This window comes from Pseudodesulfovibrio sp. JC047 (assembly GCF_010468615.1).
In the GTDB taxonomy this organism is placed as follows: domain Bacteria; phylum Desulfobacterota; class Desulfovibrionia; order Desulfovibrionales; family Desulfovibrionaceae; genus Pseudodesulfovibrio.
Genome location: NZ_WUEH01000014.1, coordinates 1 through 22,127, shown reverse-complemented (window position 1 = coordinate 22,127; position 22,127 = coordinate 1). Strand labels below are relative to the sequence as shown.

The window sequence follows — 22,127 nt, the reverse complement described above, 5'->3', positions numbered from 1 at the left end:
CCCTACTGTGCCTGCCCGATCAGGACAGCCTTGTATCCTTTTCCAATGTCGTTTCTGGCATCAGAATACAGCATGATAATGTCCATGAATCGCCCGGTCTTGGACGGTGTCACGTCAAATGTCACCGACGCACTCTGGCCTGAATCCACAATCAGCGTTCCTTCCCAGTACGTTGTCTTGAATTTCCGAGACACAATGGACGTCATTGTCATAGGCGCGTCTCCGCCATTCTTGATAACCACCGTGGCCGGACAAGGCGTGCCCGCTGTCAGTCCCTTCACCACAGTCTTGCGCGGAGTCACCTCCATGACGCCCATGGGAATGGGATCGACAAAGCCGACAATATGGATGACTTGCTGACTTTCCGGACCGTCACCAGTGCTGACCGTGATGGTCTTGTCAAACTTTCCCGGGTACTTGAATGTATTATACCGAATGGTCATGGCAACCGAAGCACCGGGTTTGATGCTGCTCTGTCCCAGAGCAGTGGTGGTGCAGCTTCAAGACGTTGACACGTTCTTGATCGTGACAACCTCCTTACTGATATTGGTGAGCGTCACGGTCTTGCTGGCAACCGGACCTTCGGTCATGGTGCCGAAATCGACTTTCATGTCACTAATGGACACAGGTTGCGCGGCCATGGCCGAAGATGCACACAACATCCCAAGGGCCAACACCATCCATTGCATTTTTCTGAGCATGAATATTTCCTTATTTTTTCCCATGAACAAACTGGGATTTCACTCGATAATCAAAATTCCTGTCCTGCCCCTCAGTGTGGCAGGTCCGGCAAGACGCTTCGTCGGGGACACTGATGATGTCCACGGGGTCCTGGGACTCGACATGCGCCAACCCCGGGCCGTGGCAGGATTCACATTGAACGTCCGTGAGTTCGGGAGTCAGTTCCATATCCATGAAACCGCCATCCGCATCCATTGCCACCACATGACACTGAACACAGCCCTGAACCTGCTGCTTTTCCTCCCCCTGTTCCTTGAGCGTCTCAAAGGCGTGGGCGTGGGGTGTGGTTTTCCATCCTTCCACGATGTCGGCATGACATTCAGCGCACGCGGTATAGCCCACATAGTCGCCAAACAGCTCGGCATGAGCCATTGATCCCGCTGCCAGAAAAAGGCCGGCAACAATCAAGCAAACGACAGAACGGTTCATGCTGGCTCCCTAACAGTTACAGGACGATGCCGCTTCGAGATACAGGAATTTCGACAACTTACGCAGCAAAGCTGGCGTCATGCCGTCCACATCCAACAGCTCATCCATGTCCACGAATTCCTCGTTTTCATTGCGCAATTCGATAATGCCCTCAGCCATGGGCTGATCGATCCCCTCCACGGCCACCAATTCTTCAACAGTCGCGGTATTCAAATTGAGTTTACCATCGTTGTCTCCGGCAAAAGCGGGAACGGAAGCCACAGCAACAGTCAAGAAAAGGGCCAAAGCGATAATCATGTTTTTCATTTTTTCCTCCTGAGAATTACCAGCCAAGAAAGTGGTGGCTGTACAAAATGGACCAGACCAGACAGGAAACAACTCCACTGGCAATCCCTGAAAAAACCTTTTTCGTATATGAGACCGTGTCTCCATGTGCCCGAAATACCCCCATATACAGGGCAGATGCGGACAACAGGACCAACAAGACCGCGAAAAGCGGCAGAATGACGTAATAAATGCCATGCATTGTCACATGCCTCCTAGAGCATACCCAAGTATTGGCTGAGAGTTATGACGGCGATAATAACCAGGGAAAAGACAATACCGAGCGTGTCCCGGTTCTGCTCTTCCCGCCCGGTATTCGCCATGAAATCGAATCCGTTTTGATCGGTCGTGTGACTCTTTCTTTGCATCATCAGACTCCTTAGGCCGGCAGTAGGCCAGTTTTGACACACAGCAGGATCACTGCGAGCAGCACCACGATTCGGACAATCCCTGCAATGCAGGTCACGAAGAATCCCTTGACCCCTTCCTTGCCGATATCCCTGAAGGACAGGGACAGTCCGAGTGCGGCGGCAGCCAACGAGAAATCCCAACGAACCATTTCAAAAATGGCGTGGTGCGCGGGTTCCTTGAACACATGCAGACACGTCAAAATCCACAGAAAAACAAACACGCCGAGCCAGATCGGAAATGTCTTGATACCTCTGGTGGCATGGATATTTTCATTGTGCCGATCCCGCAATTTGCGGATGAACATGACAATGAAGACATACAGGAACCCGGCGGGCATGAAGACATGGCGGCCGATATCGAACCAACCGGCCCACCGGCCAGCTTCATAGCTCTGGCCAAATGCGGTGGAGACTGCCTGCGCACCATTTCCAACACCAACCACCGAAGCCAGTCCGAAATACTTGGCCGGGATCCCCACCAGATCACCCACAATGGGTAGAATCTGCATGGCGATCAGACCAAAGACGATGATTCCGACAAAAGCATTGACGACCTGTCCGCCCTTGGCTTTGACAAGGGGCATGAGGATGGCGCAGACATGCGGGTCACCCGTGGACAGGCCACCTGCAATGACCGCCCCATGCCGATCGTCCAGCTTCAGCAATCGGGACACCCACAGGGTGACCGTAGCGGTCAGGAACAGGGAACCGGTACAGATCAGGATGGGGAGCACACCGATCTTGAAGGCGTGTCCGACCATGAAGTGCGGAGCCAGCATGATGATTCCCAATGGCATGAGCAGGTGGATATATGACAGACCGCGCTTCCAACTGTCCGGCACCCCAAAGACATTGCCAATGATCAGCCCGAGCAACAGCGGATTCCAGACAAAATTCGAATTCAGGATCTGGAAAAAGGGCTGATGGTTGATCGGACCGATCACGCCGTCCAGCCACGCGAACAGAGTGTGCAGCGTGAACGGATTCGGCACCCCGACCAACCTGTTGCTGAAGATGGCGATACAGAACATCGCCACCAGGCCGGGCAGCACTTCCTTGAGGCTGTACAGCGCACTGAACCAGGACTTCCCGTTCAGCTCGTTCTTCAATATTGCACTCGAAGTATTCATTCTATTCCTCATTTTCTTGGAGATATCAGCTACCGACGAATATGGGCGGAACCGCCGGTATTCACCGAGCCACTCAACTTTTCACTGGGAGCGTGTTGCCCGATACGCCAGAAGTCCTTGAAGGCGAGACGGGGCAGCATGGAAAGCCGCAAAAAGCCTTCAATGGTCCCATTGACACCCACCAGCACATCGACATTGTTTCTGGGGCGAAACGCGAGGTTCTCGGTCGAGTAGTGTTTTTTCCTGTATTCCGTTTCGATATGCCAGGCATGGACCATTTCGCCGTCAAAGCTATCCACGACAATGGTGAACAACGGTTTTCCGTTCTCATCGCGCGGGCCTTCGTATACGGGGTGTTCCTTATCCAGAATGATGGTCTCCGGGTTGTCCAGAAGCACTTCATTCAATTGGTAACAATGACCGCACACATCCGGACGGACCATGAACCGTGGATCGTGCTCGAACGGTGTATCCCGCTCCAATTCCTGAATATCCGTAAAAAAGTAGAGATTGACCTTGCCACTTTTGAACGGATGTTTCACGTCCAGTTCCGCCATGACGGACCCGACCTTGAATTGCATGGTTCTGGCCACATCCTGATGTTGGGGCAACAGCTCTTTGGCAGCCGCATCCAACGGGCCGAGCACCTTTTGGGCAACGAAGTGCCCCTTGGCGTCGTGCAAGGCCAGATTCACGGTCCCGGCCTCGGGGTCATACCCGTTGAGCGTCAACTGATACGACCCGATTTTGGCAGTCTCTCCGACAGCCATGGAATGGGCCTTGGGTTTGTTGAACGTGTAGCTGATCGCCTGAATCGACGGTGTGCCGAATTCCTTGATCTTCACGTAATTTGACCCGATATATTCAGGGATAATGTACGTCGCACCTTCGGAGAACACTTCCGGCATGAAGTAACGATTGCCGGCCTTGGCCTCTTCATTGAACCCCTGAGCGAGATAGAAATGTGCCCCCCAACGGTTGCCGGAATATTTCATGAGCGACAAGGACGCCACAGGCCGATCATCAAGCGAGGTCTGGCCAGTATACCGAAGTGCCTTGTTGCGCACACCGAGCATCTCGTCCTGCCAATACATCAGGTTTCCGTCACCCATGGGTTGGTTTTTCCAGAAATCCAGATTCAGATTTTTGCGAACAAATGTCCCGGAGGTAAAGGTGGCCAAATATGCGCGCTTGCCCAACAAGTAGAAGGACTCGCCAGCCAGAGTACGAATATTCCGGGCATTGCGGGAGGTATAGCAAAGACCGGCCGGCGGGATTACGATCCGGTTGTTCTTGTAATCCACATAACTCCCCCGAATCATGACGGCTTCTGCGGACAACAAACGTTCCTTATTTCGGTTCCGGGAAGTCCTGCGCATCAACCCCTTGAGACGGGGAACAAACGGCGCACTATGATCCGGCTCATAAAATGACGCATTGGAAACGACCTTGGGATAGGACGTGAATTGCGATTCTTCGACCACCGTTCCATAGGAGGAATCGGCCAGCCGAGTCAGGAAACTGCGTTCGATAATCGGTTCGAGCACCGGCGACGATCCAAGAAAGAAATCCAGATTGGTCCGGCCCTCATCATCCCACATGACCATGTTATCCGTGCGCATCAGGTAATAATCTCGAACATAGAGATTGCGCACAACGTCATCATCAAAATCATTGGCAACAACCGTGAATGCCGGACGATTCCAGATATCGGAATACTTTACCGGGCCGTCATAGCTGTCGTTTTCGTTGTCGAAACGGATCACCTCATTGTTTTCAATGAGCAATCGCTGCAACATCCCCGTCTTGAGGTTTGGCTCAAGCACAACGGAGTACCGGGAATCCAATGGCCATGCTTGTCCATTTTTCACGGTCATAAGCCCCCGGTACACCACGAAGGAGAAATGCCCTGTCGAATAGCCATGCGATTTGCTGGTCGCCCACGGCACAAAATCCGAATCCTTCAGGAAACTCGGGTCCATGACGATCTCGACCCGCATATCCAATTCCGGGATGGTCAAATGATATGAATCCTTTTCATCCATCCGGGACTTGTATTCCTGTGCCGATGTTGGTTTGACCAATTTTTCGGCCAGAATCTCACTGCCTGAGAAGTTGGTCACCCGCACAAGAAAACCATTCGGCTGACGAAAGGCGTATATGCGCTTGTTGCCATAGAACCGATAATCCTCTTGACGAACTTCGAGAATGATCGGTCGCTGCATGGAAAATGTCGCATCCGTAATTTCAGGAAATTCAATGGACGCGAATTCGGCCCGATCGAAATCAATGGACCTGGCAACGTACTTGCTGGCACCGAAATAATAGGTGTTGTCCAGATAGAAATCGTGCAACTGGGGATTCAGCCCTTCTTTCAAGGCGAGTTTCCTGACATTTTCACGGCCGGGGAACACGGTAGAGATGGGGAATTCAAGCGGCCAGCCGCCTGATGGCGACACCACGGCCAGTTCGGCATACGGCTTTTCATAATGGTCGGTGGAATAATCGAACCACACCCGATAGCCGGTATCGCCCAGGGGTTTGCGGTCCCCTTTTTTCAGGGCAAAATCCGTGAAGACCCGTTTGGTGGAATTGATGTCCACAAGGTAGGCGTGTTCACCCAAAATCAAAAATGGATCGCGCATGAACGGCCGCGCATCATGTGATGTTTCCGAAAGATAGAACAACCCGCCGGGCTGCACTTGGGCCGCGCCGTCCTTGATCTCGCTGCCGCGTAAAATAATGGCTTCGGACACATGTTTTTTTTGTCCATACTGGTTCTTGAAAACCTTGTTTCTCAAGCCTGCCAGATGCGGCAAAAAAGTCATATCCGCAGCCGGGGACAATCCGTGCGGATCGCTGGCAGCCACACCCATCATGGGCACGGCAAAAACGATCGCCAACGCAATGGCCAGAAGTCGTACTGTGTTTTTCATTCTCTTGTTCCTGAGTAGCTGAATTCAATGTCCGATGACACGTGATGGCAGCTATAGAACAAGAACCGTACCAATGCAGAACATAATCATAACACACTGTTTTATAAGAACTTTGAACGGGAAAGCTTCAATAACCATTTGAGCAGGACTGTGCGTACCACCGCACACTGGGTGTGTCAGTGTCCCTCACAACGCACAGTTCGTCCCCCTGAAAAGGCCACCATCACAAGAACAGCCTCAACACACTTCAATCCGGCAGGCTGTCGAGAAAGGTTCACATGCAAGACGCAAGAAAAGGTCAGGGCCGACGCGTACTTTGGGTACGCGAGGATCTGACCTTTTCGCAGCAACGCAGCAAGTGGGCCTTTGTAATCAATCCGGCAGGCTGTCGAGAAAGGTTCACATGCAAGACGCAAGAAAAGGTCAGGGCCGACGCGCACTTTGGGTACGCGAGGATCTGACCTTTTCGCAGCAACGCAGCAAGTGGACCTTTGTAATCAATCCGGCAGGCTGTCGAGAAAGGTTCACATGCAAGACGCAAGAAAAGGTCAGGGCCGACGCGTACTTTGGGTACGCGAGGATCTGACCTTTTCGCAGCAACGCAGCAAGTGGGCCTTTATCGACAGCCTGAGGGCACCCTCGAAAGGGTGACCTCAGAATGTCTCAAAACCTTCGCTATTTGGTCGGGATGGGCTTTGGCTGATAGACCAACTTCTCATTGGCCTTGGCTCCATCCTTGAGCAGTGTTGACGGTTTCAGATAACAATTTTTGACGAGATGGCAGAGCACGCAGTTGCCGGTACGCTCGGTTGTCTTACGAATGACATGCGGCGCAGCGTCCCAGTAGTTGGGAACCTTGTCATAATTTTCCATGGCAATTCCAACAGACGCGAAAGTATCTCGTGCTGCCGGAACGGTCCGCAAGGTCGTCACCTGATCGGGATTGCTGGGATTCCGTCCCTGAATGAATCCAGACTTTGATTCCGCGCCCTTGCCCAAATGACAATTAGTGCAATGCTTGTACGTGGACAACGCGTGACACGTTTGACAACTCAATAGCCCGTCATGATCGGCGTGAGCCTGTTTGGCTTTGTCAGACACATTCATGTCCGGACCAGGTTTCCGACCACTGGCCTTGACCTTTTCCGCTGCCGCCGGGGTATGACATTCTTTGCAATTCGGCCGATCCGCAACCTGACGACGCCCGGTATAGGCCGTACCGTCACCGTGCATCTCTTGCATGGAATGACAATCCGTACAGGTCATGCCTTTTTCATAATGCACGTCCTTGACGACCCCGTACTGGCCAGTGAACTCGGGATAGACCCGGCCACCATGACAAAAACCACAGGTCTTTTCATCGTCCTTGCGCACAAATCGATGCCCGTCCAGCAACCCGGTGGTCACTTCCGCGATGCGCGGTCCCTTGACATGACAGTCACCACAGGACGCATGGCAGCTTCGACAGCTCTTCTCAAAAACCGTGCTCTCAAACTGCTTCCTTTCCTTCTCGGAAAAACGCGGTGCGACACCGTGTTTGAGTCCGGACGCAGTATAATGCAACGATTTCGAATAATTTTCTGAAATGTCAGGATGACATTCAGCACACCGCTCAGGCTCATCCGACGGTCGAGCGACCAACCCGGTATGCGCGTCTTCCCGCGTGGAAGCGGACTCGTCACCTGCGTGGCAACTGGAACACCCTTCGGCAAGGTGCGGATCATCCTTGACGGCTTCACGGCTCACCACAAATCCCTTGTACATATCTTCCTTCCGAACTGGAGGGAGCGCACCCGCTCAGCTCTCTCCTTCGTCCACCTTGAACTCGACGGTCGGAGGCGTGTACAATTCCTTGATTTTTGCCGCATCAGTATGACAATCCAGACATCCCGAAGCCAGGACCGATGACGGCGTAAAAAATGAGAGTAACGGCAGGAACAACAACGTGGAAGTGATGCGAATCCAATACATGAGCAATAATCCTTGTTCGATTGTACACGGACATCATGTCTCAATGCAGCAAAAAAGACTGAACCGCCCTCTTTACAACACAAAGGGGGCACCCGCCACAGGCTCAGTGCCCCTTGATAACGCGGTGACCATGTACCATTCAACATTCCCGAGCGTATTTCGACAGTTCATCAACAAAAAATCCGCAGGAACCACCACGAAAAGCCTCTGCACAACCGGAATATTTCATGCCGGAATCCTGCCATTCCTCAATCAAAAACCGTCAAATCTCGTGAATATGCTTTTTTCAATCACACATGGTTTCTTGGGCGCACAGTGTTTCACCATGCGCCATGTCACATCTCACCGACTTAGTACGGGTGGAACTCACGCACGCGGTACTTGCCAGCTTCGTCAAAGTTCTTGTGGTACTCGATGACCACGAATTTTCCGGCAAACTGATTCACCACAGGATTACCGGCCTTGACCCAACCAACAAGGCCGCCATCGACGACATGCACATTGGTATAGCCGTATTTATACAGAAAACCACCAACATAGAAGCTGCGGTGGTTGGTCCGGCACAGGCAGTATATTTCGGCGTTAGGATCTTTAATCTTCTTGGGAATGGTGTACATGTGACCGGCGTGAATATGGTCTGAACCTTCAATATGGAAAGCATAGAATTCAGGATGGGTCCGGCAATCGATGATATAGGCCTTCCGTTTTCCGGCCAGGATTTCTTCATGAATACCCTTGAACTGTTCAATGGTCACGACTTTGTCGGCAGGCACCAGCTTCGAGATTTCCTGATGAAACGCTTTCTCGTTCGCACGAAGATCTTCCTCTGCGAAAGCAACAGCAGCACAACAACATGTGAGGGCGAGTACAATAAACACAGTCCACAATCGTTTCATAACCTTCTCCTTGATTTGGTGAATTGATACAGATTGTTCAAACCATAAAATACTGACCATTCAAAACCCAAGCAGTATACAATAAAATACAACATGAAGGATATACTATATCCATCAAAACAACTACTATGCGATCGATAAATGAATGTCAATACAATGAAAACATACCCCTTAGGTAATAAATATATAACAATAGATTGTATCAAGTATGCACAAGCCCATAAGTAGAGCGTTGACGTTTTGAACCAGCCATTCTCAGCGAAGTCCAAACACGTCGGGGAAAAGTCCTCCACCCCACAAGAAAAGCCCTGATTCACCATGAATCAGGGCTTTTTCATGAACGAGCGAGACTCTCTGCCTATTCACGCAATTCAGCACGAACAGTTTCCATATCTTCAATGATCTGGAGCGGTCCCTTGAGACGATTGGCAAACGCCGGATTCCCGCGCAATCTGGACAAATGTTCTTTGACACCCTTCCAATCGCGTCGTTCCCAAGCACACATGGCGAGAAAGAATCGACTCTCCCCGGCCTTGCTCTCGTGATGCAGCACGTCTTGAAACACCGTTGTTGCGTCGTCAAAACGACGGCCCTGATACAAGAACCGACCCTGCTTTTCCGCTCGTTCAACGGAATAGGGACAGCGAGCAATCGTCTGCACCGCATCATCCAGACGACCTGCCGAGGCACAAAGAAAGGCTATTTTTTCAAACTGAGGTGTCTCGGTTGTACCACAATACGCACGACGGAGCGTGGCTGCGGCCATGAGTGGCGCGTTGGAATAATGATAAAGAGAGGCCAACCGTTCAAGCTCTCGCTGTGAGGGGTCGCGAAGCCGATAGCATATCTCCAGCGCACCGGCGGCCTCTTCATATTCTTCCCGATCAAGATGGAGCTTGGCGAGCAATTCCCAATACGGTCCCTCGTCAGGATTCTCAGCAAGGAACCGGTGCAACATTTTCTCGGCCTTGTGCGGATGCCCCGCCTGAAGATGGGCATGAATCGCGAGACGTACCCACTCCTTTTTGGGCTGTTGAGAGGGAGCCATCAATCGATCCATGACCAATGAAGATGCACTAAAATCCTCGCCTCCATAATACGCCGAGCCAGCCTGAAACAACAATAACGGCTCAAGCGGATCGGTCAGGGCATACGCTTTTTCAAAAAACTTGCCCGCGTCCTTGAATCGGTCCAGCTCGTAGCAAAGCACGGCACAATTACGAACCAGCATTTCATGACGCGGCCACACGGCCTGGCCTTCAATGAAGGCCGTGTACGCCTCCCGGGCGTGCCCGTTTCTGTAATGCGCCCCACCCAACATGATGTACACCGGGGCCGGAATGATTTCATCTGTCGAGGCCATGTATGTCCGTAAAACCGACACGACCTCGTCAAATCGTTCATTATCCATATGAATCTGCGCCGTATGCAAAGTTTGCCGCGCCATGGGAGGAAGCCGGTCTTCGGCATGAGCAAAGCCTGTCAGCATCAGAACAACCATGAAAAAGGGAAAAATATATTTCATATTCATTGGGTCAGCTCGAAAATAAAGGGAAGCAACACCCACGTGTCCACGGCTTCGCCCTTGTATTTGCCCGGTTGAAAACGCCACCGTTTCGCCGCATTTACAGCAGCCTTGTCAAACACGCCCTCCGGAGTTGAGGATTCAATGGACAGATGCTCCGGTGTTCCCTTGGCCGTGACGAGCAGGCGAACAACAACCTTGCCCTCCACCCTGTTCCGCTTGGCCGCATAAGGATACACAGGCGGGATGCTCCGCACCACCTGCGGGATATCGTCCACCTCATCCATGGAAAATCCGATGGACCCGAAATTCCCTGACGGCATGGCGATTCCACCGGTCAGACCGGGGTGCATATCCGCCGAAAAAGCAGGTGTTCTCGCCGACAGGACGGGCTTGGTTGGCCGTTTTTTCGCACGGCTCGTGAACTGTCTGGGCAGTTGTTTAGGCGGATCAACCGTGTCGAGCTGCTTGCGCTGCAATTCCTGCACAGGCTTGTCACGCTGCGGCTGGGCCAAACGAATGGCCCCTTCGACCATCTGCGTTCCCTCGGGAATCGGCGCGTCGTTCAACATCAGCACCCCCACATACATCAGGCCGGCAATAAGCAATGCCCCCAGACACGAGGCCATGAATTCTCCGGCTCCTCGACGAGGTTGAATCATCACTGCTTCCTGGCCGCAAGGCTGATATTCTTGACTCCGGCCAACCGGCATTGATCCAACACCTGAACCGCATTGCCGGTCATGCTTTTCGTGTCAGCCACGATCACCACGGACCCGTCCGGTGTCTCTGCAAGAAATCGCTCCATGTAGGCACGCACGGATCGAATATCAAGCGGCCTACCTTCAACAAAGATCTGTCCTTCACTGGTCAACCCCAGCAGGACATTCGCCTTTTCCTTGGTCTCTGCGGACTGAGCTGACGGACGCTGTACATCAACACCGGATTCTCGCACAAAACTCGTGGTCACGATAAAGAAAATCAAGAGGATAAACACCATGTCGATCAGCGGCGTCATATTGATCTCGCTTCGACGGGATCGGGCACCGCGTGCAAATCGGATACTTTTCATCGCCTACCCCACCGTGCCTTGTGTTTGCTCCTGCAACCCGATGCAAAAAAGTTCCATGCGCCCTTTGAGCTTGCTGGCACGCTGGAACAGGAATCCACCGAGCAACAGGCCGGGAACAGCCACGACCAATCCGCTCTGCGTGGTTATCAGAGCCTCGGAAATGCCCGATGCCAAGGCACGGGCGTTTCCTGTCCCGAATTCGGAAATGACATCAAAGGTGGTAATCATGCCGGTCACGGTCCCAAGCAACCCGAGCAACGGAGCCACGGCCGCCAGCAGCAGAATAGTGCCAATATACCGCATGGCCTTGATTTCCTGACGCATACGAATGACATCCAGCATTTCCCGGTTCAATTCGGGGTCGTCACATCGCTGCTCCATGTACTGGGTCAGTATATCCCATTGCCATTGAGCCAGCCCCGCCTTGCACACGCTGCTCTCTCCCTGAAACAGATTGAGGCTGTGCTCAGGCGAATGTTCACGGCGGCGTTCCCGCAAAAAACGCAGTCCCTTGACCAGTGCCAGCGTCCACATGATCAGGGACAACATGAACAACGGCAGCATGATATCACCACCGGCCTGAAAATACTCGGCCATACGCTCCATGAGATTAGGCAGCTGCATCGAACTCCTCCCGCGTCTTGATCTTGCCGAGTTTCATCAGAGCCACGGCAAAACCGGTTCCCTTCTCCTCCATGTCACCAATGATTCGATCCACTCGCCGCTCAAGGATATGATGCAAAATCATGATGGGAACGGCCACGGCCAAACCGAGTTGCGTAGTGACAAGGGCTTCGGAAATGCCTCCGGACATCATGCGCGGATCGCCGGTACCGTACACGGTAATAATCTGAAAGGTATTGATCATGCCGGTCACGGTCCCAAGCAATCCAAGCAGGGGGGCCACAGCGGCCAACACGTTCAAGGTGGGCAGAAACCGTTCCAGCATGGGCAGTTCCTTGAGTAGCCCCTCCTGAAATGCGTTCTCGATGATCTCACGCGTATTCCCCACATACTTCAAGGTGTGGCCGATGATACGACACGTCGGGTAATGCGACTGTTCTCGACAAAATTGCAGGCATTCATTCCACTGTCCGGAATTCACCATTTTCAAAATAACAGCCATGTTACGATCAGAATTGCCCCGAATACGACTCAACGAATAAAACCGCTCACCAACCAGCACCAGAGCAATCATCCCAACCAGAATGATCAGCCAGACAAGCAACCCTCCGGCACTCAACCATTCGTACACGCCCTTCTGTTCCTGCGCCAATCGAGCCAAGGCCGCGCCGTTGGAAATATCCACGGGAAAAACATCGCTCTCACCGTCAAAATAGTCATTCATCACTCCAGAAATCTTCCAGCCAAGATCGCCCTGGACAGCGACCAAACGACGGCCATCGCTCTCTGGACGCAGAAACCCAAGCGATCCATCCGGCAACCGATACGCCATGGTAAAGGTTCCAATACGCACAAGAACGCCGGTTATATCCGTGCCATCCGCGCCGATGAAATTCCCCTCGCGGCGCACCACGGCCCCCGAGGCCTGAAGCTCACCAAGATAGAGTTGCAATAACGACTGAATCCCCTTGAGACCGGGAAATTTCTCTGGCTGAAGCACTTCGGCAAGCACGGTTTCACGCTCGGGAAACTCCGGTGTGGTCAGACTCTCATGAAAAGCATCGCGGGCCTGCTTTGCCGCCGTGCGAATGGTTCCATCAATAGTTTTCAATTCATGAGCCTGACTCGCGAGCTCTTCATTCAAGGTTTTTTCACGCTCCAGCAAATCCTCATATTGAATCTTGAGCGCATCAAACGTTTTCTGTTTGCTGGCGATAGCGTGTTTCAAACTATTTTTTTCTTTGGAAATCTCTACGCGTTCACGTTTAATAATCGCCCGGGTCTCACGCGCATTTTCCTGCGCCTGCCCAGCAACAGCGGTCACTTGTTGTGCCACCTGCTGCCATTCTTGCGCAAAAACAGGAGAGGCAACAAGGATCAGTGTGACACAGGTCATTATAAACGATTTCATCGGGCGACTCCCATGGGTAACTCAAGAAGCTGAACAGCGCGTTTCCGTTCGGCCATGTCCCGCGCGCGTCGTAATGTTCGGGCAAAGTCCTGCTCAAGCGGCTCCCAGGATTGAGAGGCCGTATTCCAGACACCGGCGACAGACCCGTCGATGGCCTGATAAAACAACGCGGTCCGGCCAAGTCTGAAAATGGAAACCTGTGTGGGGGTACCATCGAGCATCAGTTCGCGACTCGTTGTGGAAACGTTCCGCCCATACTCCATCTCAATCAGCAACGCCTCGAAAACGCGGCGTAACTTTTCTCCAAGGCTCAATCGATAATCGTCCAACGACGAGTGCAAAAAACGCAAACGCTGTTGCCTTTCTTCAGGCAAGAAGGGAAGATCATTGGCAACAAATTCATCCAACGAACCAACCACGGTTTCGAGAAACGGTTCAAGTTCCATGCAAATCCGCTTGGCCTCTTCCTTCCGACGTTCCAATTCGGCAATGACTGCGCGTTGTTTCGCGATGTATTTCGTGTACTTGTCGGATTGAAATTTCAGCCAGTCATCCATAGCCTTCATATCCCGAATGTCATCAGCCATTTCGCTTTTGGTGTCAGTCCACCGGACATATTCTTCCTGCGCCTTGGCCTCGACTCTGACCGCGTTGGTCATGGCCTCATGCACGGTTTCGGGCGACGCCGCCCCACAGGCAACAACCGGCGTCACCGCCAGCATTATCGCTCCAATCAAGCTTCTCATTCCCATATTCACTCCCACACCCACCACATAAAAAGACTCCAACCGACGCTTCCCTCAACCACACCCCGACTCAAGCCTCACGTTCTTGCTTTTTGTGAAGTTGAAAATCAGTTTCATTATCAACAGAACGCTTACACAGAATTGAATTCTCTGTAAAGTAGAAGTAATGGGATGGACCCGCCCCGATGGCAAGAGATTTTTTCAGACAAACAAGAATCAGATGCAGTCATATATTCGGCCTGTTTATGAGCAATTTGTCGCTCTGGCCTTGATGGGAATCCGCGCTTCCAATCCTCATCACTTCTTCGGTTTGTTCAACCAGTGGGTCCAACAGGTTTTTCGGAAGCCTGTCTGACCTGTTTGCCGTCAGCTATCTCTTGGGCATCTTCTTAGAAGTTCATTCTTTGGCTATGCTGCCTGACGATATTTTTCATCCTTTGTCAGGACAGCCCAGACAATCCGTGCAGCCTTATTTGCTTGAGCCACAGTTGCTTTCATTATTCCTCGCCGATCTTCAATCTCTGCAAGCCATCTACTGCGACAGTCATCTTTATTTCGACATCGATAGACTACGCTTCTGGCCCCATGGACAAGTAGCTTCCTGAGGTAACTGTTACCTCTTTTGCTAATACCCATCAGCCGATCTTTCCCTCCTGAAGAATGTTGGCGAGGAGTCAGACCTACCCACGCTGCCAGTTGTCTACCATTTTTGAAGGCATGAGCGTCTCCGATAGCAGAAACCAAGGCGATTGCTGTCAACAATCCAATGCCAGGTATTGTCAGTAACTTTTGGCATTCAGCAGATTGGCCACATAAGATTTGCAGTTGATTTTCATATTTGAGAACTTTGCCATCCAAATCGACTAATTCTGTATATAGATCAGAGAGATAGTCTCGTTCAATCAATGTCAGCCTATTGGATAAATCTTCAAAGATCTCAGGCAAGACATTGCGTAACTTGGCCACCCCTTGCGGCACTGAAATTCCAGCTTCCAATAATAGCCCTCTGATTTGATTGGTTAGACTTGTCCTATTTCTGATCAAACGTTCTCTGATGCGATGCAGAGCTTGAAGGTTAAGCTGCTCTTCACTTTTTGTTGGAACAAACCGCATGTTGGGCCTGGTCACAGCTTCGCAAACCGCTTCAGCGTCATTTGCATCGGTTTTGTTGGTTTTGACGTAGGGTTTTACGTATTGCGGTGGCATTTGGCGAACCTCGTGACCTAACTTCTTCAATTCACGAGCCCAAAAATGAGAACCACAACAAGCCTCTATACCAATGAGGCACGGTTCCATATTCACCAAAAATGATAGGACATTACGTCGATTGAGCCGTTTCTTCAAAACGACATTGCCTTTGTTGTCTATCCCGTGAAGTTGAAAAACGTTTTTTGCCAGATCAATGCCGATGGTGGTAATATCTTTCATTGGACCCGCTTCCTTACGTTTGAGCTTGTACGTCATGTACAAGCTTGGTGGCAGCTTAGGCTGACCCCGATGAAAAGCCAAAGAGCTTATCAAGGGGCGGGTCCATCCCATTACTTCTAAACTCACATTCGAATTGCCCCTGAATCAAGGAAAAACGTTACGGCCAATAGAAACCAGGGATGCGTTTTCGGCAGTGATCGTTTTAGTCAGAAGGCTTCTCCCGTCTGTGAAGGTATGACTCGATAAAATTTGCCGGATAGCCTGTTTTCTGCAATTCTTCACGCCAGCCTGCTGTATCAATCCACCACAGTTGGTTCAGAAAAATATGCCGTTTTACTGCGGGGAAGTTATAGTCTCGAATCAACTCTTTCCAATACAGATAAATCGGGCCGAGAATCATTGGGTTATTGAAAAAAGTGTGTGGAACATATGCGCCAGCGGTAAATCCGCAACCTGTCAACCATTGGGTAAGGAACAGTTCATTCTGAGCGATGACCTTTTGCTTATCCGCTTGGGTATCTATCTTGTCCCAAAAAAGCTTGAAGAACTGACTTTTAACGACATTCTCGTTAAAAACTACAAAATAACTTTGGATATGTGGGACGCACCGCTCTTCGCTAAAACTGAGCCCCCAAAAATCTGACCCCCCTTTGCGCATTTCACTGTAAACATCATTAAGCGGGTGCAAGGGAGCAAAAATACTGTCGTTGGTAATTGTTATCTGAGAAGCTAAATAAAGCGTTGGAAGCAAATCAAAAGCAGCCTTCCAGCTCGTAAAATCGTACCCGTCACACTTTCGCCATAAAACGCAATCAAAAGTATCCTTGATTTGGCTGGTTAACTTAACGTTATGGGCCGAGCACAAGAAAACGGTAAACCCCATCTCCTTGAAGGACGCTGCGTAATAAAGGACATAGTCATCTACAATGCCAATGGGATCCCAGTGAGCCAATAGGACTACTTTTTCTCCATCTAATCTTTGAAATGATTGATAGAGGATGGAAGCCGAGTCAACAATATTGCTGTCATCTTTGGAATAAGTCATGGGGTGTGTGTTGACTGCCTGGTAACACCCATAAAATCTATCCTTAGTCAACTGAAGCAGCTTGGAATCATCTATCAAGACATTAGCAATAGCACCACCAAAGCACATCCGGATATACTTCTTAGGGATCCAACCGATGATGGACAAAATTATTCTTCTTATGACTACTTTCATATGTGTCGTTTCCAATATAAGCGCACCTTCTTGCCGTGCCCGATGCTTGGATGGGATACTACTATCCAATTCGTTTATTCACTGTTCATCAATTGAGAAAATGGGCTTCATGATCACCTTACGCCTAATTGCTCTCCACCCATTGCAACAAAACAAGACATGTCCAAACCCATAGCGGATCAGTATATTTGCCAGAATAATGATCATTAAATGTTTGCTCCAGCACATTGTGGTCAAGAACATTCTCGAAACGCCCTCTCCTGCTAGTGTTCAACAGATCATACACCGTGTCCTTCATTTCTGTAACCATGTCCGACACGGGAACTGAAAAGCCCATTTTAGGGCGAGTCAGCACGGACTTGGGGAGATCCTTTTCAAACGCCTTCCTTAGTATGTACTTCTCACCATTGTTATTGATCTTACATTCCTCAGGAAGACGTCCCATAAATTCAACAATTTTCTTGGAAACGAAGGGGAAGCGTCCTTCAAGGGACTGGGACATGAGAATCTTGTCAGCCTTTGCCATCAGATTCTCGGGGAACCATGTCTTCATATCATAGGTGAGCATCCCTTCCAGCACGGGGCGTTCTGTAAAATACTTCTTGTGACCCCACAATGAATAAGGAGCAACAGATTCCGACAGAGGCAAAACACGACGGTTGAAATACCAACTGTATTCCCTGAAATGATCAAAAAGAGTGCCCGACGAATCGGGAATACGGTCAAGTGTTCGCTTATACTGCGGATAGCCCCCCAACATCTCGTCGCTTCCCTCTCCAGACAGGACAACCGTTACATGCTGCTTGACGTAGTCGCACAGGATGTGCAGCGGGAAGCAGGCCGGGTCGGCTATTGGATCGTCCATTGCGCTGACAACCCGTTCAAACCTTTCAGCAATCTCGGCTGGTGTCGTTTCAATCGTCAGGTGCGGCAGTTCGTACTTTTCCGCAACACGGTTAGAGAATTCGAATTCATTGAGATCAGGAAAGCCGATATTGAACGAAAGTAGCTTGGCACCAAGTTCGGAACAAAGTACGGCAACAGCACTTGAGTCAAGACCTCCGCTGAGAAAACACCCCACCGGGACTTCGGACATGAGCTGGCCTTGCACGGAATCCTTCAAAAGCTGCCTAAGTTCCGATGCGGCTTCCTGGACTGAAATATCCGTTTCCATTGATGCCGGGATATCCCAATAACACCAGTTGCTTACCTTGCCATGGCGAATTCTCAGAAAAGTCCCAGCCTCAACTCGGCGAATATTCCTATAAAGAGTGTACGGAGCATGACAGTAGCGATAGGTAAAATACGAAGCAAGCCCTTCAACGTTTGGCTCAAGATCAACGCGTTCTGCATTGATAATAGCTCTAAGCTCGCTGCTGAACAATATCTTTTCATCGTCTTCATAGACATAAAGTGGTTTCACACCCAAATGGTCGCGTACGAGATGAAATTCTCCTTCCGAACCAGCGCGAAAGTCCCAGATAAACGCGGTGAACATACCATTCAGCTGGTCAAACGAGTCATATCCGTCGGACAAAAACAACGCAAGAAACACCTCGGTGTCGCTATTGGTTTTGAAGGTAAATCCTTTTGCTTCGAGCTTTATCCGCAATTCCTGATAATTGTAGATTTCACCATTATAGGCAATGCCGACCTGCCGATCGTCAGAAAACATTGGCTGTTGGCCGCTGGCAATATCGATGATAGCTAGGCGTCTGTGGACTACGGAGAACCCAGCTCCTATCACCGTCCCAACATCATCGGGGCCACGGTGCTGCAACTGTTTTCCCATTTTGGACGTCATATTCTCGGCATATGAGGGCGTTATTCCGTTTTTCCAAACACATCCACCATAACCACACATAATCTACTCTCTTTGTTTATCTCAGGCTGCCGACTACATCTGTATCCAAGCTATAGCACATCGGGAGGCCGTCGGCCCTAATTCTTACCTAATTCAAGCTCTATTATGAACTCATTCATGAAATGCGGAGTCTCAGTTATCTCTACGACACGCAACTCGTTGACATAGTGGGCGATCACGTGGTCCAGTAAGAGACGAATGCTTTCCGGCGTAAACGTGTGACAATGGCAGTCAATGTTTTCCAGGCCCTTCTGATCAACAAGATTCTGCGCTTCTTCCAGAGAAAGGCACGGTTTCGCAGTGCAGGTACCAGTCCACAGTCCTTCCGCAGTCACGTCGAAGTCGGAAAGATGGTAACAATCAATTGCCATCTCACGGCTAGGTATGCGCAACTTCTCAGCGTGTGCACACTCAATATCTTCAACAGTAGTAACGGGGCGAAGGGTGTCGAAAGTATATCTCTTGTCAGGAACATACATTACAATTTTTCCACCATCGACAAGCACATCCCGAATAGAAATAAAATGTTGAATAAAATCAGGAATATGCTCAATGACATGACTCGATACAAAGTAGTAATATATACCCTTCTCCATTACCTCATGTATCAAAGACTCTCCAAGAACAACGTCGATTTCTATAGGAGCAGCATCAAAATAATGCCTGTCATCGTTTGAAAAATGATCAAACCTGTCTGCATACAGCACATCGAATACTTCTTTCATGAGAAGGGGAGCGGCCCCAGGAGACAACTCAATGCCTTTCTTATTCCGATATACCTCAAGCCGGCTCGAGATTGCTTCAGTACGGCTACAGGGAGGCTTCACCAGTAGGCGAGCTTCGCTATCGGTCACCTCGACATAGGTGTAGTCATCGTGATCAAGTCCCATGACAACTAGCTCATTAGGATGCTGTACCCAGCGCATCTTGCCTTCTGAAACCTCAAAAAGCTTACCAGCGTGATCCTTGGTCAGCCCGTGGGTTATGCTGCCGTCCAGAAGCTCCATTGCGGTATCGTAAACCGTGCTACGAAGTGTATTCTTTAATGTAAAAAAGTTAGCGCGAATTTCGGCACCCTTTTCTGAGTTAGTCAGCCGGACCACCAAGGCGTGTTCGGACGAGGCCTTAAAGCCATTGATAGACTCGAGTACGTCCACTTCCTTTCCAGAAAGCACCGCAGCAAGGTTCACCACGAACATCATGGTCTGGTGATTGAACACATGCCAATGGAGATCATTTTCATCAGCATGCATGGCTGCCTGAACGGCAGTGGCCGCGTCAGTTTTGGTCATCCCTTGCAATCCGCCCACATCGTTCCAGGACCAGAGGAAACTGCCAATATGTTCACGGCTCTCAAAATCGCTATCCGAAGCACCATATAAATAGTCCAGAATGAAATGCGTCGGAGGAGTGAGAAGACGCATGTTATCATTAGTAAGGTGACGATTCGGAAGTGTGATGAAGAGAGTCCCCCCACTTCGGAGAAGCTTGATCCACTTCAGGAGTTCCTTGATTACGTTGGAGCAATGTTCCAGGACGTGATTAGCAATGACGAAATCAAATTCCTGATTCGCAATGGATTGGATGCTCTGGGCCTCAACCACCTGGTCAACACCAAAGTATTGTCGCAGTCCCTCAGGTGACTGTTTGTCAACATACACAACCGTAGAGCTTTGATGAACTTCTGTCGGGCAGACTCCGGCACCTATTTCCACACCATTGCCAACGCAATACTTCGTTCCAAATTTGTTTCGTGTATCAATCATGGTTCTTTTCTCATTTGGTTATCGTAGTTGATAAAACTTTTGTTCAATTTCATTGCCCCCCCCGCTCTGCCAACTATCTGTTTGTCATTCAAGCCCCCGGCAAAGCCGGGGGCTTGATTCCCTGAGCCGCTCGAAGCGACTTATTTTGGATTACATCTGGAGCTTTAATTACTCAATTCGCTTATCATTTTCCTCTTGCTTCTGGATGTATTCACGGATGACTTTTTCATAGCGACCTACGGTTGATACAAAGTACCCACGCACCCAAAAGCTCTGCCCTACAAATCCTCGTGCTCGATTCTGAACTTCACGAGCAATACAAATGGCACTCTTTTCTTTTTATGAAACCTACTACTTGCGCAACTGAATATTTAGGCGAAATAACGATCAGCATATGCACATGATCTTTACACAAAAGCCCTTCCAATATTTCACTTTCGCGTTGGTTGGCGAGCTTGTGGAAAACATCACCTAAATACGTTCGCAGCCTTCCATACAATACTTTTCGCCTACATTTGGAAATCAAAACTATATGATACTTGCAGTCCCATCGTGTGTGACATAGGCTCGACTTACTCTTCATTTAAGCCTCTTCTGTGCTCACTACGAGCAGCTCATCAGGGGAAGCTTTATTCTACTCCTGTAAAAGTCAAACTTTTGGGGTCCTCCGGCAGAACCGGGGGAATTCTCATTCAGTTTAAAAATGTCATCGCCATTATATGCTAAAAGATACTCGTCTGGCACACAAAATTAGTCATAAGGCATCGAATCCAAATCATAAACAAAGAAATTATTATAAAACATTTCTTCATATATTCCTTGATGACCAAACGTGATAGCAATATTATTTTTTGTGCTTCTAAAAACTTCCCTTTTCCCCCACCGGGGAGTCCGTAGATATTCAATCTTTCCTCAAGTGCGTTGTCTTGCCCCAACTTTTTAATAGAGTCTGACGCAAGCGAAACTTTCCTGAAGCACCCAAAAAGTACATAGGGATATGCTTTTGAGCAAATAAATTCAAAAAATCAACCTGTGCAACCCGGAACATGGGTAACACTTTTGTCCGGGTACATGGGTAACACTTTTACCACCGCTCTTCCGACTCCAGGGGCCTGATTAGGCCCCTGGAGTCGGAGTTTTTGAGCACACCCAACAATACTGATCCAGCGTAGACGTTCATGTCGCCATTTCTATTCTCCAACAATCCAACTGAACAACCCCGCAATCCCTGATTTATATAACGCCGTTTCCCTTGCCATTTGATTTGACCATTGAATTTCACCCGTCGGACACTATGGATATTTGTGTACGAAAAGTCAGGAATGACAGGTGGATACTTTCTGTCTGAGAGAGTATACAAACTTGCTGGGACCTGTTGTCCAAGAAATTCATGCTCTCGCTTGTGATTATAAATTCGCCGCCAAGATCGAAAGATTCGTTGCTGCTGACGCATATTTTTCCCTTTGCGAATCTCCTGTTTCAATGAACGATGCATCCTTTCATGAGCACCATTTTGTTGCGGTTTCCCAGGCTTTATAAATTCCACATCAATTCCTAGTCTGAGCCACAGAATATTCAATTGAGAAAGTCCTCCAGCGCCATGTCCAGCAAACGGGGTCCCGTTATCCACTCGAA

General features: G+C 49.9%; 21 protein-coding genes and 2 pseudogenes. All 23 read right to left on the bottom strand.

What is annotated here, in order from left to right; translation table 11 throughout:
- Positions 1-2: 2 nt before the first annotated feature.
- Positions 3-485 (bottom strand): annotated as a pseudogene (locus GO013_RS10480) (hypothetical protein); the annotation flags it as partial.
- A 15-nt stretch (positions 486-500) separates the two neighbouring features.
- On the bottom strand, positions 501-701 hold the full coding sequence (locus tag GO013_RS10475; protein WP_163810867.1) for a DUF1573 domain-containing protein: 201 nt from the start codon (positions 699-701) through the stop codon (positions 501-503).
- Between the two features lie 10 nt (positions 702-711).
- On the bottom strand, positions 712-1,170 hold the full coding sequence (locus GO013_RS10470; RefSeq protein ID WP_163810866.1) for a cytochrome c family protein: 459 nt from the start codon (positions 1,168-1,170) through the stop codon (positions 712-714).
- Between the two features lie 9 nt (positions 1,171-1,179).
- Positions 1,180-1,476, bottom strand: coding sequence for a helix-hairpin-helix domain-containing protein (locus GO013_RS10465; protein ID WP_163810864.1), 297 nt, complete (start codon positions 1,474-1,476; stop codon positions 1,180-1,182).
- Positions 1,477-1,492: 16 nt separating this feature from the next.
- Positions 1,493-1,696, bottom strand: coding sequence for a hypothetical protein (locus GO013_RS10460; RefSeq protein WP_163810862.1), 204 nt, complete (start codon positions 1,694-1,696; stop codon positions 1,493-1,495).
- A 13-nt stretch (positions 1,697-1,709) separates the two neighbouring features.
- A complete protein-coding gene (locus GO013_RS17010) occupies positions 1,710-1,865 on the bottom strand; it encodes a hypothetical protein (protein WP_203529544.1) in 156 nt (51 codons plus the stop codon).
- A gap of 8 nt (positions 1,866-1,873) precedes the next feature.
- The gene (locus GO013_RS10455; RefSeq protein WP_163810860.1) at positions 1,874-3,034 is read right to left on the bottom strand and encodes a putative sulfate exporter family transporter; all 1,161 of its coding nucleotides are present in this window, start codon (positions 3,032-3,034) and stop codon (positions 1,874-1,876) included.
- Between the two features lie 29 nt (positions 3,035-3,063).
- Positions 3,064-5,970 (bottom strand): hypothetical protein, encoded by a 2,907-nt coding sequence (locus tag GO013_RS10450; RefSeq protein WP_163810858.1) that lies wholly within the window; start codon positions 5,968-5,970, stop codon positions 3,064-3,066.
- A 675-nt stretch (positions 5,971-6,645) separates the two neighbouring features.
- Entirely contained in the window at positions 6,646-7,734 is a 1,089-nt protein-coding gene (locus GO013_RS10445; RefSeq protein WP_163810856.1) for a cytochrome c3 family protein, read from the bottom strand.
- Positions 7,735-7,767: 33 nt separating this feature from the next.
- Entirely contained in the window at positions 7,768-7,941 is a 174-nt protein-coding gene (locus GO013_RS10440) for a hypothetical protein (RefSeq protein ID WP_163810854.1), read from the bottom strand.
- Positions 7,942-8,291: 350 nt separating this feature from the next.
- Complete coding sequence (locus tag GO013_RS10435) at positions 8,292-8,837, bottom strand: rhodanese-like domain-containing protein (protein WP_163810852.1); 546 nt, start codon at positions 8,835-8,837, stop codon at positions 8,292-8,294.
- A 358-nt stretch (positions 8,838-9,195) separates the two neighbouring features.
- Positions 9,196-10,368: a tetratricopeptide repeat protein gene (locus GO013_RS10430; protein ID WP_163810850.1), complete on the bottom strand. Its 1,173-nt coding sequence runs from the start codon at positions 10,366-10,368 to the stop codon at positions 9,196-9,198.
- Complete coding sequence (locus GO013_RS10425) at positions 10,365-11,024, bottom strand: energy transducer TonB (RefSeq protein WP_163810849.1); 660 nt, start codon at positions 11,022-11,024, stop codon at positions 10,365-10,367. The genes GO013_RS10430 and GO013_RS10425 overlap by 4 nt, the downstream gene beginning before the upstream one ends.
- Positions 11,024-11,434, bottom strand: coding sequence for a biopolymer transporter ExbD (locus GO013_RS10420; protein WP_163810847.1), 411 nt, complete (start codon positions 11,432-11,434; stop codon positions 11,024-11,026). Before GO013_RS10420 ends, GO013_RS10425 begins: the two co-directional genes overlap by 1 nt.
- A 3-nt stretch (positions 11,435-11,437) precedes the next feature.
- Positions 11,438-12,058, bottom strand: a complete 621-nt coding sequence (locus GO013_RS10415; protein WP_163810846.1) for a MotA/TolQ/ExbB proton channel family protein — start codon at positions 12,056-12,058, stop codon at positions 11,438-11,440.
- On the bottom strand, positions 12,045-13,469 hold the full coding sequence (locus GO013_RS10410; protein ID WP_163810844.1) for a MotA/TolQ/ExbB proton channel family protein: 1,425 nt from the start codon (positions 13,467-13,469) through the stop codon (positions 12,045-12,047). Before GO013_RS10410 ends, GO013_RS10415 begins: the two co-directional genes overlap by 14 nt.
- A complete protein-coding gene (locus GO013_RS10405) occupies positions 13,466-14,221 on the bottom strand; it encodes a DUF3450 domain-containing protein (protein ID WP_203529533.1) in 756 nt (251 codons plus the stop codon). Before GO013_RS10405 ends, GO013_RS10410 begins: the two co-directional genes overlap by 4 nt.
- 402 nt (positions 14,222-14,623) lie before the next feature.
- Positions 14,624-15,643, bottom strand: coding sequence for an IS110 family transposase (locus GO013_RS10400; RefSeq protein WP_163810842.1), 1,020 nt, complete (start codon positions 15,641-15,643; stop codon positions 14,624-14,626).
- A 202-nt stretch (positions 15,644-15,845) separates the two neighbouring features.
- Positions 15,846-16,862, bottom strand: coding sequence for a rhamnan synthesis F family protein (locus GO013_RS10395; protein WP_163810840.1), 1,017 nt, complete (start codon positions 16,860-16,862; stop codon positions 15,846-15,848).
- 124 nt (positions 16,863-16,986) lie between these two features.
- Complete coding sequence (asnB, locus tag GO013_RS10390) at positions 16,987-18,726, bottom strand: asparagine synthase (glutamine-hydrolyzing) (RefSeq protein ID WP_163810839.1); 1,740 nt, start codon at positions 18,724-18,726, stop codon at positions 16,987-16,989.
- A 77-nt stretch (positions 18,727-18,803) separates the two neighbouring features.
- Entirely contained in the window at positions 18,804-20,492 is a 1,689-nt protein-coding gene (locus GO013_RS10385) for a methyltransferase domain-containing protein (protein WP_163810837.1), read from the bottom strand.
- A 168-nt stretch (positions 20,493-20,660) separates the two neighbouring features.
- A pseudogene (gene tnpA / locus GO013_RS10380) lies at positions 20,661-21,075 on the bottom strand (IS200/IS605 family transposase).
- Between the two features lie 501 nt (positions 21,076-21,576).
- Positions 21,577-22,127 (bottom strand): integrase core domain-containing protein (locus GO013_RS10375; RefSeq protein ID WP_203529531.1); only part of this gene is annotated, 551 nt, incomplete at its 5' end.

Excerpts from the sequence above, each read along its gene's own strand:
- GO013_RS10475 (WP_163810867.1), bottom strand. The coding sequence starts at position 701 with ATGCTCAGAAAAATGCAATGGATGGTGTTGGCCCTTGGGATGTTGTGT.
- GO013_RS10470 (WP_163810866.1), bottom strand. The coding sequence starts at position 1,170 with ATGAACCGTTCTGTCGTTTGCTTGATTGTTGCCGGCCTTTTTCTGGCA.
- GO013_RS10465 (WP_163810864.1), bottom strand. The coding sequence starts at position 1,476 with ATGAAAAACATGATTATCGCTTTGGCCCTTTTCTTGACTGTTGCTGTG.
- GO013_RS10460 (WP_163810862.1), bottom strand. The coding sequence starts at position 1,696 with ATGCATGGCATTTATTACGTCATTCTGCCGCTTTTCGCGGTCTTGTTG.
- GO013_RS17010 (WP_203529544.1), bottom strand. The coding sequence starts at position 1,865 with ATGATGCAAAGAAAGAGTCACACGACCGATCAAAACGGATTCGATTTC.
- GO013_RS10455 (WP_163810860.1), bottom strand. The coding sequence starts at position 3,034 with ATGAATACTTCGAGTGCAATATTGAAGAACGAGCTGAACGGGAAGTCC.
- GO013_RS10450 (WP_163810858.1), bottom strand. The coding sequence starts at position 5,970 with ATGAAAAACACAGTACGACTTCTGGCCATTGCGTTGGCGATCGTTTTT.
- GO013_RS10445 (WP_163810856.1), bottom strand. The coding sequence starts at position 7,734 with ATGTACAAGGGATTTGTGGTGAGCCGTGAAGCCGTCAAGGATGATCCG.
- GO013_RS10440 (WP_163810854.1), bottom strand. The coding sequence starts at position 7,941 with ATGTATTGGATTCGCATCACTTCCACGTTGTTGTTCCTGCCGTTACTC.
- GO013_RS10435 (WP_163810852.1), bottom strand. The coding sequence starts at position 8,837 with ATGAAACGATTGTGGACTGTGTTTATTGTACTCGCCCTCACATGTTGT.
- GO013_RS10430 (WP_163810850.1), bottom strand. The coding sequence starts at position 10,368 with ATGAATATGAAATATATTTTTCCCTTTTTCATGGTTGTTCTGATGCTG.
- GO013_RS10425 (WP_163810849.1), bottom strand. The coding sequence starts at position 11,024 with ATGATTCAACCTCGTCGAGGAGCCGGAGAATTCATGGCCTCGTGTCTG.
- GO013_RS10420 (WP_163810847.1), bottom strand. The coding sequence starts at position 11,434 with ATGAAAAGTATCCGATTTGCACGCGGTGCCCGATCCCGTCGAAGCGAG.
- GO013_RS10415 (WP_163810846.1), bottom strand. The coding sequence starts at position 12,058 with ATGCAGCTGCCTAATCTCATGGAGCGTATGGCCGAGTATTTTCAGGCC.
- GO013_RS10410 (WP_163810844.1), bottom strand. The coding sequence starts at position 13,469 with ATGAAATCGTTTATAATGACCTGTGTCACACTGATCCTTGTTGCCTCT.
- GO013_RS10405 (WP_203529533.1), bottom strand. The coding sequence starts at position 14,221 with ATGGGAATGAGAAGCTTGATTGGAGCGATAATGCTGGCGGTGACGCCG.
- GO013_RS10400 (WP_163810842.1), bottom strand. The coding sequence starts at position 15,643 with ATGAAAGATATTACCACCATCGGCATTGATCTGGCAAAAAACGTTTTT.
- GO013_RS10395 (WP_163810840.1), bottom strand. The coding sequence starts at position 16,862 with ATGAAAGTAGTCATAAGAAGAATAATTTTGTCCATCATCGGTTGGATC.
- asnB (WP_163810839.1), bottom strand. The coding sequence starts at position 18,726 with ATGTGTGGTTATGGTGGATGTGTTTGGAAAAACGGAATAACGCCCTCA.
- GO013_RS10385 (WP_163810837.1), bottom strand. The coding sequence starts at position 20,492 with ATGATTGATACACGAAACAAATTTGGAACGAAGTATTGCGTTGGCAAT.